This is a genomic window from Azospirillum sp. Marseille-Q6669 (assembly GCF_965111635.1).
On the sequence record NZ_CBCOOP010000001.1, the window covers coordinates 2,236,616 to 2,253,715 of the forward strand.

The window sequence follows — 17,100 nt, forward strand, 5'->3', positions numbered from 1 at the left end:
TGTCTCTTGGCCTTTTAGATGTGTGTGAGACAAAGGGGGGCTGAGATGCTCGTCGGGTACGCACGGACCAGCACGGTTGAACAGGAGGCTGGTTTCGAGGCGCAGGTGCGCGACCTCGAAGCGGCCGGGTGCGAACGCATCTTCCGCGAACAGGTGTCGTCTGTCGATGTCGCCGCACGCGCCGAACTGGCGGCGGCTTTGGACTTCGTCCGGGAGGGCGACGTGCTGGTGGTCACGAAGTTGGATCGGCTGGCCCGGTCGGTTGCCCATCTGTTGGAAATCGTCGCCGTGCTGGAGCGCAAGGGTGTCGCCCTGCGCATCCTGGGCCTTGGCATCGACACCGGTACTCCGACGGGAAAGCTGCTGCTGACGGTGATGGGAGGCATCGCCGAGTTCGAACGGGCCATCATGCTCGAGCGCCAACGCGAGGGCATCGCCCGGGCGAAGGCGGACGGGAAATACAAAGGGCGGAAGCCGACAGCCCGGTCGCAAGCGCCGGAGGTCCACCGGCTGCATGCCGATGGCGTCGGCCCGGCGGAGATTGCCCGGCGCCTGGGTATCGGGCGGGCGTCCGTGTACCGGGTGCTCGGTGAGGAGGTCGCGCGATGAGCCTGCTGTCGTTGACCGGCGCCGAACTGGTCGGGATGACACCGGGGGATATCGCGGAGACCGTTTACGACGAACTGTGCCGCCGCTACAACGAGCGCCCCCTCTACGGCGAGTGCATGTCCGTCGCGTGGCTGGCGCGGACAGCCATCCGGGCCGCGCATGGCGACGACGCGGTGCGCGCTGTCTGGGGGCGGGTGCGAGATGCGGACGGCGACACCGGGCCGCACTGGTGGCTCGTGCTGCCAGACGGGACGGTGCTCGACCCGCTCGGCGAGGACTGGCAGTATCCTGCCGTCGAGTACGATCCCCGCGTTGATCCCGCCGACGACTACCTCGACCGCGCGTGGTCGGACATGGTGACGGACTACCGGGCCGGGCTGCTGCTGTAGGCTCGCCCCTCTGAAAACCCCTGCCAGGCTGGTCCCGGCGGGGGTTTTCTGCGTCCTGAGCCGGGGCCGTCAACAAATGGAGGGCCAGGGAAGGCCGTACAGCAGCGTTTCGAGGGTGGGACGGGGGTGGACACCTTCGGCGCGGGTTCCTCGCGGCCCGGGGCGCTGGTTGTACCGATGCGCCCGCCTCGAGCGGAGGCCGCGACACCTGACATTTCTCGTCGTGCTCGACAGTGCGCGTCTGATCTTCTAGCGTTTGGATGCTCAATGCCTTGAGATGGATCCGACACGACGAATGGGACATGCCGGACACGTGATAGCCTGGGACGAAAGCTCACTTCCCCTGTATGGCTGCCTGACGGGCATTGACCTGCCTGTGGAGCGACTGGAGGTGGCGCCAGGCATCGTGCTCCGGAAAGTGTTCGTCGACATGTTCGGCATGTCGAAGCTCGCCTTCTCTCCACCCTTGAGCAAGGGGGCGGCGCATCCAGGCCCCTGGGTTGCTGTTAAGGGAGGATTCTCGTTTGAGAGCCGGGCCGAGCTTGCCATCACGGAGATCTCCACTTTTGAGGGCTTATCGCCTGCCGTCGTTGCTTGGCTGGTGGCTGCGGTGCTCCGGCTTCAGATGAGGACGCCAGTACGATTGGCAGTCATCGGGAACATGCCCTTCGACAGGATGGGTTCCGAATGGCGGGACGCTTCACCATACCCGTTCGAGGGGGCGCCCCAGCAGATCGGCCCGTTCACCGCGTGGCGCGAAGTGGCGACGGCAGATGACCTTGCATGGCTCGTCGACATGCTCCCCATTGCCGCCCTCCTCTACCACGATGAACGTTTCTTCAGGGCAATGTCTGTCTACAACCAAGCACAATGGAGCCCCACCCTGGAGATGGGCGTTGTGCTCATGTGGTCCGCCCTGGAAACCTTGTTTGACCTCGGTGGAGAGCGAGAGAAGACGAAGGCACTGTCCCGGGCGGTATCGGGCTATGTTGGGACGGATCGGAGCGATCGTGATCGTGCCTACCAAGTGGTCCGAGACCTCTATGCCAAGCGCGGTAGGGTGGTACACGCTGGCGGGAAGCTGGACGTCAACGACGTGATTCAGTCCTTCCAGTTCGGACGTGTCTGCTTTCGTAGGGTCCTCATCGAAGGCGCGCTTCCTAAGACTCTGCAATCCAGCGACTAGACCTCGCTTGGTTACTTTCTCGCCGGTGAAGGCTGATGCCTCAGGGCAGCCGGGGGCCAGCGGGGGCGCCCCGGCTCTTGATGTCCGATCAGAACGGTGCTTGGTCGAGGGTGGTGGGGTCCGGTCGGGGTGGCGGACCCCAAGTTCTGGCGCCGGGAGGAGGCCAGACGAGTGTCCCGGGGCGGGAAACCGGCGCTGCGTTGTTGGATTCCAAGGGTGCTGGGGCGGGGGAGGAAGAGGATTCCAGGTTAGCCGTTGTATCCGTATATGCATCGGCGTAGACGGCGCGCACGTCGGCGGCGGACACGCCGGGACGGCCGCGAACGTGCCACGACTCGCGCAGGATGCCGTCGCCGTAGTCGTGCATGACCACCCGTAGCACCGTGAAACCCGTGTTGGTGAACAAACTTTCCTTGAGCCGCTGAACGCGGACGGCCGCCCGTCGGGGGACGACCTCTGCGACGCCGTATTCGCCCCGCCGGACGGTCAGGCCGTCGCGGTCGAGGTCGCCAAGCCAGCGGCGGTACTCGCCGACAGCACGGACCAAGGCGAGGCCGCGCGTCTGACGCCACAGTTCGGCGAGCTCTTCGGGATTCCACTCCTCATCGAGCTCCTCGGCCAGCCCGGCGGCGGCGTACTGCACGAGTGCGGCCGGGTGGCGGACGAGGCGCTCGTCCTCGTCGTCGGTGTGCCACCACAGCCAACCCGTGGGCCGGTCCCAGGCGCCGACCCAATACCGCTCCAGGGCTGCCCACTCTGCGGACGTGCCGCCCCGGGCAACGATGTGGAAATGCACGTACACCCTGCCGTCGCCGTCCCGTTTGATGTGAGCAGCGATCATATCGACGGCGATGCCCGGTGCGTGCCGCTTGATGCCGTAGCGCAGGCGGTCGGCCACGCGGCGGCTCGTGTCCGCGTGCGCGTGGCGCAAGGCGTCCAACGGGACACTGCACGCCGGGGCGGCGACGCGGATCTGCCGAACTTCGTCGATGCCGTGCTTGGCCGTGTAGGCCGTGTAGCGCAGGCCATGCCGGATCTTGGCGGCAAATGCCTGCGACGCGAACATCTGGCTCCGCCGGAGGGCACGGCCCAGGGACTCCGTCCACTCGCCGTCCCGGCTGAGGATCTGGTCTTCGCTGTCCCGGGGGGCGGCGAAGACCTCGACTTCGGTGAGACCGGCTTCGAGCAACAGCGCGGCGAGGCGCTGGTCGTCGGCGCGTTGGAGACGGGGTGAAGCGTCGTAGGCTTCGCGACCGTGATCAAATGTAAACTTGTTGGAAGCGGTGTCTGTGAGGAGGGTGTTGGCAAGTTGGCTATGTAGCCATCCGCTCAAGCGCCCCGGGACAGGGCGCCGCTCTTGTTGACAATGCGTTCGGGAGAGATCATTTTCTTCCTACGAGCACATGATGACCCGACCGGAGCGGCGCCAACCGCGATGATGGCCGGGTTTTCATTTATCTATGCTTAGTGCGTTGCTTGCGTCAAGGTCCGACGCGGCCGGCGGCCACGTCGGACGAGGAGAATGCGAGCGCCAGGGCAGGCCAGCGGGATCAGGCCCGGCGTAGGTGCGACAGGTCTACTTCGGGACGGATCGCCTCGACGAGTTGCCGGAGTCGCTCGACGTCGGTCCGCTTGTTGTAGACCCGGCGGCCCACGCCTGCGCCCGCTCCTTCGTGGCCCATGAGCGCGTCGAGCCATCGCTCCTGAAGGTCGGCGCCGTCGATCAGCGTCCGCACCGTGTGCCGGAAGCTGTGGAAGACGGTCTTCTCGCGGACGCCCAGGCCGATTTTGAAGCGGCTGAACTGACGGCTGTACTCATGCCCGAGCTTGCCGTCCTCGCCGTAGGGGCGAAGCTCGGGAAACAGACGGGCTGCACCCTCACGGCGACGGCGTTCCACGAGATCAAGGAGCCCAAGTTCGACGAGGGTCGAATGAACGGGCACGAGGCGTTCACCCGCTTCGGTCTTCGGGTCCCACCCGTCCGGATGGGGCTGAATCACGAAACACGGCACGCCGTGAAGAACTTGGAGGTCCTGCTCGGGGCCGGGGCGGAGACGACAGATCTCTTCCAGGCGCAGGCCGGAGTGCAGGGCGATGAGCGGGAGCCACCACTCCGCCGTCGTCCGGTCGGCGTTGGGGGCGTAGCGCGAAGAGTGAAACAGGATGCGCAGGTCCTCCGCCGACCAGTCATCACGCGCAGACCGGCCGCGCTTCCCAAGAGGGAATTTGAACCCCGTCGTGACGATCTCGGAGACGTGACCACGTTCCTTGAGCCAGCCAAAATACTGATTCAGCGCCGAAAAGTGACGCTTGACGGTCTTCATGCTGAGACACTCGGCACCGGTGCCTTCGATGCGCTTGATCTCATCCATGGCGGGCTTGCGCGCTCCCCCGCCGGTCTTCCCAAACGTCGCCGGGAGGCGCAGCAGCAGCTTGCGGAACTCGCCCGCTTGCTCGCGCGTGTATTCACGTACGGGAAGGTCCCCGACCAACTCCAGCCACAACCGAAACGTTGCGCGGGCCTGAGAAACCGTCTGCGCCGTGTAGCCGGGATGATCGCCGGAGGGGCGTGACCGGTCGGCGAGGAACTCTTCTTCGAGCGACGAGAAGAGCGGCGACGGTGGCGCGGCGGGCGGCGGAGGTGGCTGGGGTGGGGGATCGACCCGAGCGCCGCCGGAAATAGCGGCCAAGGCAAGTTCCCTCATCGTCTCGGCGTTCGCTCGAGCCTCGCTGTGCTGGCCGATCAGCATGATCGTCGCCGCGACATTCTCGCGGCGCAACTGAACGTATTCGTCCAGCATCGCCTTCAACTCTTCCGCAGCGGCGAGCGGGTCTTGTGCGGGTTTCTCGGCCATGGTCGCGAACGCGTCCTCCGTCAGCGCGTAAAGCCCGGCCGCTGTCGCCCGGGCGGTGCGGCGGTCGGTCGTGCGCAGGGAAGTCCAAATCTCGCCCTTCTGCAAGAGCGGACGGATCGAACCGGGAACGCGTCGGCGGAAATGGAAGGTGGCGCCCTGTCGTGTCAACATTCCGGACCTGTGGAGTAGGCCGGTGGAGTAAACGGGCCACCGACCGGTGTCCGTCGCCAAAAATGCTGATTTATCAGGGAGTTGGTTGGGGGACTAGGATTCGAACCTAGGCTGGCGGAGTCAGAGTCCGCAAGAACATCTTACGCCATGCTACGCCAATCTACGATAACATACGATAAGACCATGATATAACTCAATTTCTCAATTGCAAACGCGCCCTATTACACGCTAGAATAGCCCATCTTTTACTCCGGAAGTGCTTACTGGGTGATTGCTGGAGAGGCCTTGATCTAGGATTTACGTCAAGGAGAAGTGGGCATGCCATCGACACGGATCACCAAAAGAGTCGTCGACGATGCCGTGGTGGGAGCGCGGGACTGCTATTTTTGGGACAGCGAACTCATTGGCTTCGGGCTGAAGGTCACGCCTTCAGGCACGAAGACCTACCTCGTCCAGTACCGCACCGGCGGGCGAGAAACACCGACCCGACGCGTCACGATTGGGCGGCACGGGTCGCCTTGGACTCCAGAGCAGGCCCGTCAGGAAGCCCGCCGCGTGCTGGCCACGGTGGAACTCGGTGATGACCCCGCCGCCCGGAAGGCGGACAAGCGCCGGGATCTAAACGTCTCCGACCTGTGCGATCTATATATCGCCGAAGGATGCACCACAAAGAAGCACTCGACCATCCGCGCCGACCTGGGGCGGATCACGTGGCATATCAAGCCGCTCCTTGGGAAAAAGAAAGTGGGCGACATTACCCGCGCCGATGTCGAGCGCCTGTTGCGGGACGTAGCGGCCGGGAAGACAGCCAGTCCTCGACGCTCCAGCAAGGGAGGCAGTAAGGCGACCGGCGGAGAAGGCGTTGCGTCGCAGACCGTGATCCTGCTGCGTACAATATTCACCTTCGCCCTGACCCGGAAGCTCCGGTCCGACAACCCTGCGGCTGGTGTCAAAACATTCCGGGTCAGAAAGCTCGAACGATTTCTCACTGGGGAGGAGATGGCTCGTCTCGGCAAAACACTAAGCGAGTTTGAAGAGAAGGGTGCTAATCCATATCTCATCGCCGCCATCCGCCTCCTGCTGCTGACAGGATGCCGGAAATCCGAAATCTTAGGATTGACTTGGAACTGTGTGGATACCACCCACTCCTGCTTGCGCTTACCGGACAGCAAAACAGGTGCGAAGGTCGTACCATTGGGGCGTGCTGCCCTGGATATCCTGATTAAGCTCCAACACGTGCCTAACAATACATACGTCATTTCCGGGAAAGGAAAGAACGGGAATCTCGTCAATATTGATCGAACCTGGGAAAAAATCCGTACCATGGCCAAGCTTCCAGATCTTCGTTTACATGATCTTCGGCATAGCTTCGCCAGCGTGGGGGCAGCTAATGGGAGCAGTTTGTTAGTTATTGGAAAAATTCTTGGACATACTCAGCCAACGACCACTCAGCGCTATGCCCATCTGGCCAATGACCCCGTCTTAACCGCCGCCAACCAAATTTCCGCAGCCATTGCTAGCGCCCTTGACCAGTCCGCCTTGCGAGAAACCCGTTCCCGTAAATTCCATATCCGACCAAATCGCGCCGTTCTTATTTCCAAACCGGACACAGCTATTCCAAAAGCGCGACTGACTTGACCTGAACCCACAGCTCTTCGCCCGCAGTCACGCCAATGGCCGCCGCCGCACGCTTCGTCAGGCGGGCGATCAGCGCTGATTCGCCGACCAGGACGCGCACCAGCACCAGACCAGGGTGATCGTCCTCCGCGACAGCATCGACACGTCCCCTGAGCACGTTCTGGATGCTGCTTTGCCCCTGGTGATCTCGCGCCAGGCTCACGTCCCGGGCCAGCACCCGCACCCTCACCGGGCGGCCGACCGGAATTCCGTGATTCCGGGTCCACGCGCTTCCGCCGGAGAAGTCCACGCGCATCAGGTGTCACGTTTCGTCGATGGCCCCCACCACGGCGTCGAGCACAGCACCGGCATCTTCGCCGAGTCGGATGGGCAGGTCGAGCCGGGTGAGCGTCTCGGCCAAGGGGCCGGCGGCCAGCACCCGCCCGCTCTCCATGGCGACGATGTGATCCGCCACCCCCAACACCACGTTGACGGCCGCCAGCACCAGCAGCGTCTGACGCCAGCCGACGCCGTCCAGCAACAGTTGGATGAACGGCACGAAGACGGTGCTGGCGAACCCGCCCCACAGCGTCAGCGCCGTGATGCCCGACCGGGCCTCCGGCCCGTAGCGCCGGGCGACGACCGCGAAAGCCGGTTCGTACAGCGTCATTGCCTGGGCCAGCCCGATTCCAACGAACACGGGATAGAGCACCCACCCCGCGGGCAGCAGCGACCATGCGAACAGGAGAAGGGCGGCCAGGGCGGAGCCGAGCGTCATCACCAGGCGTCCGTGGCCGCGGTCGATGGCCGCCCCGACCGGATAGGCGGCGAGGCTGGCCGCGGCCAGCCCCACCGTCGCCGCTCCATAGACCTCGGGCTTGGTCAGGCCGAACTCCTGCGCCATCGGCCCGGCCAGCAGCGGGAAGCTATAATAGAGCGACCCCCAGGAAACGATCTGGCCGATGCCAAGCGCGGCGATGAACGCCCGCCGGCCGCGGTGCCGCCCGGGGGGCGGCGCCGCGTCGGCAACGGTGTCGGTCACGCGCTCCCCGCGCAGCAGCCGGCGGGTGCCGACGTCTCGGCCGGCGCCGGAACACCGCAGCAACGGTCCGCGGTCTCCCGCTCGTCTCCGAACACGGGGTCGCTGCTGCACACGCCGGTTTCCGGCAGCACCAGATGGACGTCGCGCGCCGCCGCATGGTCTCCGGCGATCTCCGCCACCACCGAACGGACCTGCTCATAGCCGGTGACCATCAGGAAGGTCGGCGCACGGCCATAGCTCTTGCCGCCGACGACGTAGAAGCCGGGTTCGGGATGCGTCAGCTCCTCCACGCCGTGCGGCGGCACGGTGCCGCAGGAATGCAGGTTCGGGTCGATCAGCGGCGCCAGCTTCGGCGGCGCTTCCATCAGCGGGTCCAGGTCCACGCGCAGCTCGCGCAGGATCGACAGGTCCGGGCGCAGGCCGGTGGCGACGACCACGCGCTGCACCCGTGCCTCGTGCGGCTGATCGCCGAGGAGGCCGGTGATGCGCAGGCCGTCCGCGGCACGCTCCACCCGTTCCGCCGCGTAGGGGCTCAGCAACTCCAGCCGCCCGTCCTCGATGGCGCGGGTGGCGGCGATGCCCAGCGCCCCGCGCGCCGGCAGTTGGTCGTTGAGTCCCCCGCCGAGAAGCCTTGCCAGACGGTTCCGGCGCAGCGCCCACAGAATGCGGGTGCCCGGCGCCTGTTCCCGGAGCGTGAGCAGATCGAGGACGACGTTCATCGCCGAATGCCCGGACCCGACCACCATCGTCGTGACGCCGGCGTAGGAGGCGCGGGCAGCCCCCAGTGCGTCCGGAATGCCATAGGCAATCCGGTCGGCCGCGGCGCGTTCGCCGGGGACCGCCAGACCATCCGCGCCCATCGGGTTCGGCGTGAACCATGTGCCGGACGCGTCGAGCACCGCCTGCGCCGGGGTCCGGCGCTCGGTGCCGTCGCCGTCACGCCAGCTCACGACGAACGGCGCGTCGGCCCGGCCGGAGGTCGTCAGCTTGTCGGTGCCCCTGCGGGTGACGGCCAGCACCTCGGCGCCGAGCCGGAGGTGCGGCGCGAGACGCGGATGGGCCGCCAGCGGCTCCAGGTAGTCGCGCACGATCTCCCCGCCGGTCGGCACCGCCGCGTCGTCGGGGGCGGCCCAGCCGGTGTCCTCCAGCAGGGTCCGGGCGGCATGGTCGATGTTCAGGCTCCAGGGGGTGAAGACGCGGACGTGCGCCCAATCCCGCAGCGAAGCGCCAACCGCCGTTCCCCGCTCGAACAGGATGGGGGTCAGCCCCCGCAGCACGGCGTGCGCGGCGGCCGCGAGACCGACGGGTCCGGCGCCGATGACGGCGACGGGATGGGAAAGATTGGACGCACATGACATCGCTGGTTTCTCCCTATGCCTTGGTTGTCGATGCCTCGAAGGGCGATGTATAAGGCCAAAAAAAATCAGGGGCAGCAGGCCCCCGGCTTGCCCGCAACGTCGCGGCCGCTGTCGAGCAGAACCTGGGTGATCTCCATCCAGGACGCGACCGCCACCCGGAACGCCTCCCGTCCCCGCTCGGTGAGGGTGTAGACCTTGCGTTCGCGCCCGGACACCACCTCGGCCTCCGAGGTGACGTAGCCGCCCTCCTCGAAGTCCCGCAGGGCCGGGTAGATGGTGCCTTCCGTCGGCGAGCAGCAGCCGTTGGTGGTCCGCTCGACGGCGCGGGCGATGTCGTAGCCGTGCATCGGCCGCTGGTGCAGGACGCTGAGGATGAAGAACTTCGACAGGCTCATCTTGATCGTGCCGTTCCAATAGGCCCGGCTGGTCAGGTCGGGGGCCGGCTTGGAAACGGGGCGAGGGCGGGCGGTGGGTGGGCTCATGCCTCCCCTCTATACCTTGATGATCGATGCATCAAGGGGAAAAGTTCATGCAGCCCGCACGGGTCGCCGGGAAGACAAGCGGCGCCTTCATATTTCGACGATTCCAAAAATATCATTGACGAGCCATCAGGCGGCGGTCATTTTGACGATTATCGAAGCATCAAATCCAACCGCGGCCACACCTGACGAGGCCGGGGCACAACGGCTCTGAGGACGGGTGGCCTTCATGGAGAAGAAGAGCGCTCTGGCCGCGTTGACGGCCCTGTCGCAGGAAACGCGGCTGGACATCTTCCGCCTGCTGGTCGAGGCCGGCCCCGCCGGCCGGTCGGCCGGCGCCATCGCCGAAGCGCTCGGCGTCGCTCCGGCCACCCTGTCCTTCCACCTGTCCAACCTCAGCCACGCCGGGCTGATCGTGCAGCGGCGCGAGAGCCGGTCGCTGATCTATTCGGCCGACTTTGAGCGCATGAACGGCCTTCTCGGCTTCCTGTCGGAAAACTGCTGTGGCCGCCCGGTCAACGCGGCCTCCTGCACACCGATCTGCGCGCCGCTCCCGGCTGCGGCCAACGCCGGATGCCAGGACGATGCCTGTGATGGGGCGGTGGCGCCATGCCGCGATTGCTGACCCGATCCTGATCCCGGCGGGGTGAACGGCGCCGGCCCTTCACCGTGCCACACCGTCGCCAAGCCCACGGAGAGGCCCATGGTCGAGAGCCGCGTGTACAACGTGCTGTTCCTATGCACCCACAACAGCGCGCGCAGCGTGATGGCGGAATGCATCCTGAACCGCGAGGGCAAGGGCCGCTTCCGCGCCTTCAGTGCAGGAAGCCATCCTTCGGGAGGCATCAACCCTCACGTTCGCGATCTGCTGCAACGGTTGGGATTCCCGACCACGCCTCTGCGGTCCAAGTCCTGGGACGAATTCGCCGCTGCCGCCGCCCCGTACATGGATTTCGTGTTCACGGTCTGTGACCAGGCCGCGGGCGAGGTCTGCCCGGTGTGGCCCGGCCAGCCGGTCACGGCGCACTGGGGGTTCCCCGACCCGTCCGGCGCCCAGGGAACGGACGCCGAGAAGGCGGCCTTCACCGCCGAGGTGTTCCGCCAGATTCAGCGCCGCATCCAGGCGTTCGCCAGCCTGCCCATCGCCTCGCTCGACCGGCTCTCCCTCAAGCGGACGCTGGACGACATGGCGCGGGACACCGGCGACGATGCCACGGCCGTGAACACGGGCGGCACCCCGGCATGACGCCGACGACCATCCCCCTGACCGACGGCGATGTGCCGACGCTGGCCGAACTGCTGGCCGCGAACGGTCTTCCCATCGACGATCTGGCTGCGCCGGGACGGCGTTTCTGGCGAGTCGCGGACGGAGACGATCTGCTCGGCTACGGCGGGCTGGAGGCCGACGGCCCCGACGGGCTGCTGCGCTCCGTCGTCGTCCCGCCCGCCCGACGCCGGAGCGTAGCCGGCAAGGCCGTGGTCGCGGCGTTGAGCGACGAGGCGCGCCGGCTGGGCGTCGAGCGGCTGTGGCTGCTGACCACCGGCGCCGCCGGCTTCTTCGAACGCCTTGGGCTTCGAGCGCGCGGATCGCGCGTCCGCGCCGCCGGGCATCGCCGCCAGCGCCCAGTTTGCACGCCTGTGCCCGGCCAGCGCCGTGTGCATGCGCCGTGACCTCGCCCCTCCCGATCAACCCACCGAAACGGCGGCCAGGCCCCGATGACGGACATCACCATCCACCACAACCCGGCGTGCGGAACGTCGCGCAACACGCTGGCGCTGATCCGCAACTCCGGCGTCGAACCGGCTGTGGTCGAGTATCTGAAGACGCCGCCCGACCGTGGGCGGCTGGCCGACCTCATCCGCCGCATGGGCGTGCCGGTGCGCGACGTGCTGCGCCAGAAGGGCACGCCCTATGCCGAGCTTGGCCTGGATGATCCGTCGCTGAGCGACGATCAACTGCTCGACGCGATGATGGCCCACCCGATCCTGATCAACCGGCCCATCGTCGAGACGCCGCTCGGCGTCCGCCTGTGCCGCCCGTCCGAGGCCGTGCTCGACATCCTCCCCGACCCGCAGCGCGGCGCCTTCACCAAGGAGGATGGGGAGCGCGTCGTGGACGAGGCCGGACGCCGCATCCTTTGAACCGGGACACACCGACATGACAGCCGACGTCCACGCCGCTCCGGCGGCCCGCCCCACGATGGGGACCTTCGAACGTTACCTGAGCGTCTGGGTGGCGCTGTGCATCGTCGCCGGGATCGCGCTGGGGCACGCGCTGCCCGGTGCCTTTTCCATCGTCGCCGCCACCGAGATCGCCCAGGTCAACCTGCCGGTGGCGGTGCTGATCTGGCTGATGATCGTGCCGATGCTGCTGAAGATCGATTTCGGCGCCCTCGGGCAGGTCCGTGAACACTGGCGGGGCATCGGCGTCACGCTGTTCATCAACTGGGCGGTCAAGCCGTTCTCCATGGCGCTGCTGGGGTGGCTGTTCGTCGCCACCCTGTTCCGCGGCCTGCTGCCCGCCGACCAGATCGACAGCTACATCGCCGGGCTGATCCTGCTGGCCGCCGCCCCCTGCACGGCAATGGTGTTCGTCTGGTCGAACCTGTGCGGCGGCGAGCCGCACTACACGCTGAGCCAGGTTGCCCTGAACGACCTGATCATGGTGGTCGCCTTCGCACCGATCGTCGGGCTGCTGCTGGGCGTGGCGTCGATCACCGTGCCCTGGAACACCCTCCTGCTGTCGGTGGTGCTCTACATCGTCGTCCCGGTCATCGCGGCCCAGACGTGGCGGCGCAGCCTGCTGGCCGGCGGCGGCGAGACGGCGCTGAAGCGGGTGCTCGACCGCCTTCATCCGGTGTCCCTGGTGGCGCTGCTCGCCACGCTGGTGCTGCTGTTCGGCTTCCAGGGCGAACAGGTGCTGGCCCAGCCCCTGGTCATCCTGCTCCTGGCCGTGCCGATCCTGATCCAGGTCTACCTGAACGCCGGGCTGGCTTACTGGCTGGCGCGCCGCTTCGGGGTTGCGTGGTGCGTGGCGGCGCCGGCGGCGCTGATCGGTGCCTCGAACTTCTTCGAGCTGGCGGTGGCGGCCGCGATCAGCCTGTTCGGCCTGCACTCGGGCGCGGCCCTGGCCACCGTCGTCGGCGTGCTGGTGGAGGTGCCGGTGATGCTGTCCGTGGTCAGGATCGTCACCGCGACCCGTGGCTGGTACGAGGCCCGCTGAACGATCCCTTCACCACCTTGACGCTGGCCTTGAATTCACGGAAGCAGGGCGACAACAACGACCGGGCTGGGCCGACACCCGGTCGTGCGGATTGCGCCAAGGTCAGTCGTCACGGCCGAAATCGTCGGCCCGCAGCCCACCGCGCAACAGCAGCAGCACGGGCTCCCCGGCGTCGAGCGTGATGACGGGCACCCGGTCGAGCAGGTCCTTGGCCGCCTTGTCGAGGGGGCGATCGATGCTGTGCCCGAGGATGCCACCGATCAGGCTGCCGCCCCCGGTCAGCGCTGCGGCCGCGACGTCCACCGCGGTGCTGGCGGCGATCAGCAGCCCGGTCTGGAGCCACGGCACCTGCACCGACCCGGCCAGCCCCGCCGCACCGGTGATGTCCGCTCCGATGGCGGCGACACGCACCGTGTCGTTGCGCGGCCAGGGCCGGGTGATCACCGGGTTGGCCACCTCGATGCGCTTCTGCCCCTTGCTGACGCCGCTGCCCACGTCCAGCGTCACCACCGAGCCGGCGGGCACCGCCAGGCAGGAGAAGCCGGCGTCCCAGACGTCCTGCGTTACCCGCGCGGTGACGATGCCGCCGCGCTCGGTCACCACCCGGTTCACCGTCAGCAGGGGGATCGGCGTGCCCGGTGGCACGAGGCAGTCGGACCCGGCGGCGGCGAAGTCCGACGTTCCGGCCTGGGCCGCGAGCACAGTACCCTTGTCCTCTTCCTTGCTGCTCCAGCCGCCAACGCCGGCCTCCATCGCCTTCTTGCGCAGCTCGTCCTCCTTTGGGGGCGCCTTGGCCTGCGACCGTGCCGGCGGAGGCGACGGTTCCTTCTTTTCGATGCGGGGCGCCGGTGGTGGGGCCGGTTTGGGCGCCATGTCCTCGTAGCTGGGCAGCCGTGGCTCCGGTTGGGTGGGGCCGAGGGCGGTGGACAGTTTCGGCAGGCCCCCGGCCCCCTGGCTGCGGCCCAGCATGTAGGCGATCAGCCCCAGGCCGATCACGACGGCCGCCACCAGCAGGATGCGGACGACGTGCGGACCGGAAGTAATCACCCGGTGGCGGGCGAGCGGGTCGGGCGGCAGCGGCGGCGGCGTGTCGTTGGTCGCGGTCACGGGCGGATCCTCCGGATGTGCACCTCCTGCGCGCCGATCGCCAGCAGCAGGTGGTCGTGGATGCCGGCGACGCGGTAGGTGGCGTTCATCCGGCCGTACTGGATGGGGATGCGGGTGCCGTCGGCGCCGATGCGCCAGAGGATCGGCGCCCCGTAGGCGCCGAGCGCGCCGGGGGTGAAGTTGATGATCGTCACCTCGCCGTCGTCGCACACCGGCGGCTGGCCATCGGGGGTCGGCACCGGCCGCCACTCCGGCGTGTCGCCGTCCAGCGTGTAGGTGCAGCGCCGGTCCCGGGTGGCCAGCTCGGTGGTGCGGTCGCGCCGGTCGCCGGCCGTGCCTGAAACAGCCCCGGTTTGCCCGTTCAGGGTGGCGAGGTAGTCCTCGGGGTAGCGCCAGCGCACCTCGACGTGGTGGACACGGCGGTGGGTCTCGACGTTGAGGTCGTATTTCCGCTCGCTGGTGAAGACGGAGATCTGCTGGTTGAGGCCGGCCCGGCGCGGCATGAAGGCGATGCATTCGGTGCGCCGGGCGCCCTTGCCGAAGCTGTAGGGCTGGTGCGGGATCCACACCTGGGCGCCGGGCGCCACGATGTCGCGCACCACCTCTCCAGGCTTCAGGCAGACCAGCGTCTGGTTCCCCTCGGCCATATAGACGAGGTATTGCAGGTCGGGCTGGTACCAGTATTCGCAGCTCTTGCCCTTGAAGCAGGTGAGGTTCGGCAGGTCGAGGGCGGCCTCGTTGGCCTGCCCGACCCAACTGCGGGTCTGTGCCCGCGATGGCCGCGCTCCGGCCTTCTCCTTCGGCTCCCGCTCCATCGCGGTCAGCGGGATGTGCAGGTCGGCCAGGGTGTAGGGGCGCTGCGGGGGGACGGGACCGGCGGCTGGCGCCGAAGGCGACTCGGTGGCGCAAGCGGCCAGCAGCGGCAGCGCCAGCAGGGAAACCGGAAGTCTCATGGCTGGGGCTCCATCGTTTCGGATGGGGGAACGGGGTGGGCTTTGGCCGGCTCCTTGGTCTCGGCCTTCAGCGGCGTGCCGCTGGGCTCGGAGAAGCCGGAGATCGAGACACCGTCGAGCGCGCCGTCGCGCGAGGGACCATCGACGGTGACCACGGCGGCGCTCATCAGCGCCTTCGAGCGCGGCTTGAAGTCCCGGTACACCGTCTCGGTCCACACGACGTAGAAGGCGGAGGTGCCGGTCCTGGGGTCGGCCTCGCGCTCCTGGACGCGAACGTCGGCGACGTCGCGGGTCCAGCCCTCGGCCGGGGCGAGGTCGGCCGCCAGCAGGGCGTCCCATTTGCGCTCGGCCCCGCCGGTCAACCGGGCGCGGGCGGCGGCGCGGTCCCTGGCCAGCATCACCGGGTCGGTGCCGATCTGGCGCTGCCAGCGGATGAACCACTGGACGGCGTTGAGCCGGGCGCCCTTGGTCACGGTGATGGTGTTGTCCAGCAGCACGAGGCGCTGGTGGCCGTCCATCGCCTGCTCCACCCGGTAGACCGGCTTGTACTTGGCGATCTCCACCAGCTGGCCGGCGATGCGCAGGTTGTCCCAGGTCATCAGCGAGCCCCAGGACAGGCCAAGTGCCGCCAGGGCGAAGGTCCAGCGCTTCAGCCGCAGCGCCTTGGCCTCGCGGCTGGCGCGGTAGGTCATGGCGGCGAGGTACTTGGCGCTGTCGGGCACGGCCGCCGGCGGCGGATCGTAGACGTTGACGACACGCTCCTTCATGACGGGTCGGTCTCCTTGTCGTCGGCGCGGCGATCCGTTCCGGGCGTCTGGCCCGGCGGCTCCTGCGGCCGTTCGGTGGCGGTGGAGGCGGTGCGGCGCAACCACGAGTCCTCGCCGCCCCAGCGCTCGATGAGCCGGCTGGCCTGCCCGCGGGTGAGGGTCGGATCGACGGGGCGGCCGGCGGCGAGGCGGTCGAGTTCGCCGCGCTGGGCGTCGGTCATCGGCTTGTCCCAACCACTGCCCCCCGGGGCCCATGCCTGGGAGCCCCCGAAGCGGCCCGCCGGGGAGCGGCGCCCCGCCCCGGCGCCGGCGGCCCCCCCGCCGGGCCCGCCCCCCCCCCCCCGGCCGGCGCCCGCGCCACCACCGGCTCCACCGGTGCTGCCGACCGACGCGGTCGCGCCGCCCGCGATGTGGCGCAGACCGCCCCACGCCGCCAAGGCGCCGCCGGCGAGGCTGCCGGGCGATCCGGAGGTGGCAGCCGCCGCCCCGGCCATGCTGCGCATGCCGAGCCAGCCGGCGGTCCACAGCGCGGCCAGCGCCGTCACGCCGTCCATCACCGGACCGCCGTTGACCAGGCCGGCGGCGGCGCGCGGCGCCTTGATGGCGAGCACGAAGATGGCGGCGGCCAGCACCGCCACCCCGAAGGCCTGGGCCAGCGTCGGCGTTCCCTGAAAGGTCAGCGCCAGCAGCGTGGCGCTGCACATGGCGATGACGCAGCCGAGCACCAGCAGCTTGAGCGCGGAGGCCGCGATGTAGCCGATGGCGCGCTCGGCCACGAAGCTGGTCGGCCCGAGCACGGCGAAGGGGATGGCGAGATAGGCGGCCAGCGACAACAGCCGGTATTCCAGGAAGGCGAGGAACACCTGGATGGCCAGGATGCAGAAGCTGACGATCACCACCAGCGCGGCGAGCAGGAAGATGACGATCTCGACGAAGTTGAGGAAGAAATCGACCGGCCCCAGCATCTCCTTGACCCGCAGCATCAGCGGGATCACCGCCTGGATGCCGAGGTGGGCGATGTAACCGGGGTCGTCGAGGGCGAAGCCGCCACCCGGCACGAGGTTGAGCCCCTGCTGGGCGGCGGCCTGCATCAGCGCGGCCGAACCGGCGGGGAACCACTCGACCAGGGCGCCAATGGCGGCGAACTTCAGCAGCATGCGCAGGAAGGGGCCGTGCACCGCCGCCTTGCCCTCGAACAGCCAGAGCAGCAGCGCCAGGGTGTAGGACAGCATCATCAGCAGGCGCAGCGCCGTCTGCACGTCCGGCCCGAGCAGGCCGAGGCCGGTGATGACGGCGGCGGTGAGCTGGTGCAGGGCGGTCGACAGGCCGCTGACGTCCATGGCC

20 protein-coding genes are annotated in these 17,100 nt (G+C 68.0%); 10 read left to right on the forward strand and 10 right to left on the reverse strand.

The genetic code is table 11. The features are described 5' to 3' along the window. Positions 1 to 45 precede the first annotated feature (45 nt). From ACWPXE_RS09900 to ACWPXE_RS09910, 3 genes are all read left to right on the forward strand, one after another. Positions 46 to 609, forward strand: a complete 564-nt coding sequence (locus ACWPXE_RS09900) for a recombinase family protein (RefSeq protein ID WP_454017664.1) — start codon at positions 46 to 48, stop codon at positions 607 to 609. Further along, the gene (locus ACWPXE_RS09905; RefSeq protein ID WP_454017665.1) at positions 606 to 998 is read left to right on the forward strand and encodes a hypothetical protein; all 393 of its coding nucleotides are present in this window, start codon (positions 606 to 608) and stop codon (positions 996 to 998) included. Before ACWPXE_RS09900 ends, ACWPXE_RS09905 begins: the two co-directional genes overlap by 4 nt. Before the next feature lie 313 nt (positions 999 to 1,311). After that, positions 1,312 to 2,184: a hypothetical protein gene (locus tag ACWPXE_RS09910; protein WP_454017666.1), complete on the forward strand. Its 873-nt coding sequence runs from the start codon at positions 1,312 to 1,314 to the stop codon at positions 2,182 to 2,184. Positions 2,185 to 2,272: 88 nt separating this feature from the next. Here the strand turns inward: ACWPXE_RS09910 and ACWPXE_RS09915 are convergent, their stop codons facing one another. Then, positions 2,273 to 3,517: a hypothetical protein gene (locus tag ACWPXE_RS09915; protein WP_454017667.1), complete on the reverse strand. Its 1,245-nt coding sequence runs from the start codon at positions 3,515 to 3,517 to the stop codon at positions 2,273 to 2,275. A 217-nt stretch (positions 3,518 to 3,734) separates the two neighbouring features. Continuing rightward, a complete protein-coding gene (locus tag ACWPXE_RS09920; RefSeq protein ID WP_454017668.1) occupies positions 3,735 to 5,210 on the reverse strand; it encodes a DUF6538 domain-containing protein in 1,476 nt (491 codons plus the stop codon). A gap of 318 nt (positions 5,211 to 5,528) precedes the next feature. On the opposite strand from ACWPXE_RS09920, the gene ACWPXE_RS09925 reads away from it, so the two are divergent. Continuing rightward, the gene (locus ACWPXE_RS09925; RefSeq protein WP_454017669.1) at positions 5,529 to 6,848 is read left to right on the forward strand and encodes a tyrosine-type recombinase/integrase; all 1,320 of its coding nucleotides are present in this window, start codon (positions 5,529 to 5,531) and stop codon (positions 6,846 to 6,848) included. Here the strand turns inward: ACWPXE_RS09925 and ACWPXE_RS09930 are convergent. The 4 genes from ACWPXE_RS09930 to ACWPXE_RS09945 form a co-directional block, all read right to left on the reverse strand. Beyond that, entirely contained in the window at positions 6,823 to 7,143 is a 321-nt protein-coding gene (locus ACWPXE_RS09930; protein ID WP_454017670.1) for a TOBE domain-containing protein, read from the reverse strand. The two genes, ACWPXE_RS09925 and ACWPXE_RS09930, sit on opposite strands and share 26 nt — an antisense overlap. Before the next feature lie 6 nt (positions 7,144 to 7,149). Continuing rightward, positions 7,150 to 7,869: an MFS transporter gene (locus ACWPXE_RS09935; RefSeq protein WP_454017671.1), complete on the reverse strand. Its 720-nt coding sequence runs from the start codon at positions 7,867 to 7,869 to the stop codon at positions 7,150 to 7,152. Then, the gene (locus ACWPXE_RS09940; protein WP_454017672.1) at positions 7,866 to 9,227 is read right to left on the reverse strand and encodes an FAD-dependent oxidoreductase; all 1,362 of its coding nucleotides are present in this window, start codon (positions 9,225 to 9,227) and stop codon (positions 7,866 to 7,868) included. The genes ACWPXE_RS09935 and ACWPXE_RS09940 overlap by 4 nt, the downstream gene beginning before the upstream one ends. A gap of 65 nt (positions 9,228 to 9,292) precedes the next feature. Next, positions 9,293 to 9,709 (reverse strand): PadR family transcriptional regulator, encoded by a 417-nt coding sequence (locus tag ACWPXE_RS09945; protein WP_454017673.1) that lies wholly within the window; start codon positions 9,707 to 9,709, stop codon positions 9,293 to 9,295. Here ACWPXE_RS09945 and ACWPXE_RS09950 point away from each other — a divergent pair. The 6 genes from ACWPXE_RS09950 to arsB all read left to right on the forward strand — a co-directional run bounded on the left by ACWPXE_RS09950 (position 9,708) and on the right by arsB (position 12,929). After that, on the forward strand, positions 9,708 to 9,920 hold the full coding sequence (locus ACWPXE_RS09950) for a hypothetical protein (protein WP_454017674.1): 213 nt from the start codon (positions 9,708 to 9,710) through the stop codon (positions 9,918 to 9,920). The two genes, ACWPXE_RS09945 and ACWPXE_RS09950, sit on opposite strands and share 2 nt — an antisense overlap. A 15-nt stretch (positions 9,921 to 9,935) precedes the next feature. Further along, the gene (locus ACWPXE_RS09955) at positions 9,936 to 10,331 is read left to right on the forward strand and encodes an ArsR/SmtB family transcription factor (RefSeq protein ID WP_454017675.1); all 396 of its coding nucleotides are present in this window, start codon (positions 9,936 to 9,938) and stop codon (positions 10,329 to 10,331) included. A 78-nt stretch (positions 10,332 to 10,409) separates the two neighbouring features. Continuing rightward, positions 10,410 to 10,952, forward strand: coding sequence for an arsenate reductase ArsC (locus ACWPXE_RS09960; RefSeq protein ID WP_454017676.1), 543 nt, complete (start codon positions 10,410 to 10,412; stop codon positions 10,950 to 10,952). Continuing rightward, positions 10,949 to 11,377, forward strand: coding sequence for a GNAT family N-acetyltransferase (locus ACWPXE_RS09965; protein WP_454017677.1), 429 nt, complete (start codon positions 10,949 to 10,951; stop codon positions 11,375 to 11,377). The genes ACWPXE_RS09960 and ACWPXE_RS09965 overlap by 4 nt, the downstream gene beginning before the upstream one ends. A gap of 45 nt (positions 11,378 to 11,422) precedes the next feature. Continuing rightward, complete coding sequence (arsC, locus tag ACWPXE_RS09970) at positions 11,423 to 11,848, forward strand: arsenate reductase (glutaredoxin) (RefSeq protein WP_454017678.1); 426 nt, start codon at positions 11,423 to 11,425, stop codon at positions 11,846 to 11,848. Between the two features lie 58 nt (positions 11,849 to 11,906). Further along, positions 11,907 to 12,929, forward strand: a complete 1,023-nt coding sequence (arsB, locus tag ACWPXE_RS09975) for an ACR3 family arsenite efflux transporter (RefSeq protein ID WP_454017924.1) — start codon at positions 11,907 to 11,909, stop codon at positions 12,927 to 12,929. A gap of 102 nt (positions 12,930 to 13,031) precedes the next feature. Here the strand turns inward: arsB and ACWPXE_RS09980 are convergent, their stop codons facing one another. Genes ACWPXE_RS09980 through ACWPXE_RS09995 form a run of 4 tightly spaced genes read right to left on the reverse strand, consistent with a single transcriptional unit; the run spans position 13,032 to position 17,096 of the window. Next, on the reverse strand, positions 13,032 to 14,036 hold the full coding sequence (locus tag ACWPXE_RS09980; RefSeq protein WP_454017679.1) for a TrbI/VirB10 family protein: 1,005 nt from the start codon (positions 14,034 to 14,036) through the stop codon (positions 13,032 to 13,034). Beyond that, complete coding sequence (locus ACWPXE_RS09985) at positions 14,033 to 14,989, reverse strand: TrbG/VirB9 family P-type conjugative transfer protein (RefSeq protein WP_454017680.1); 957 nt, start codon at positions 14,987 to 14,989, stop codon at positions 14,033 to 14,035. Before ACWPXE_RS09985 ends, ACWPXE_RS09980 begins: the two co-directional genes overlap by 4 nt. Beyond that, entirely contained in the window at positions 14,986 to 15,756 is a 771-nt protein-coding gene (locus tag ACWPXE_RS09990; RefSeq protein WP_454017681.1) for a hypothetical protein, read from the reverse strand. The genes ACWPXE_RS09985 and ACWPXE_RS09990 overlap by 4 nt, the downstream gene beginning before the upstream one ends. Next, positions 15,753 to 17,096, reverse strand: a complete 1,344-nt coding sequence (locus ACWPXE_RS09995) for a type IV secretion system protein (RefSeq protein ID WP_454017682.1) — start codon at positions 17,094 to 17,096, stop codon at positions 15,753 to 15,755. The genes ACWPXE_RS09990 and ACWPXE_RS09995 overlap by 4 nt, the downstream gene beginning before the upstream one ends. Between the last annotated feature and the right edge of the window lie 4 nt (positions 17,097 to 17,100).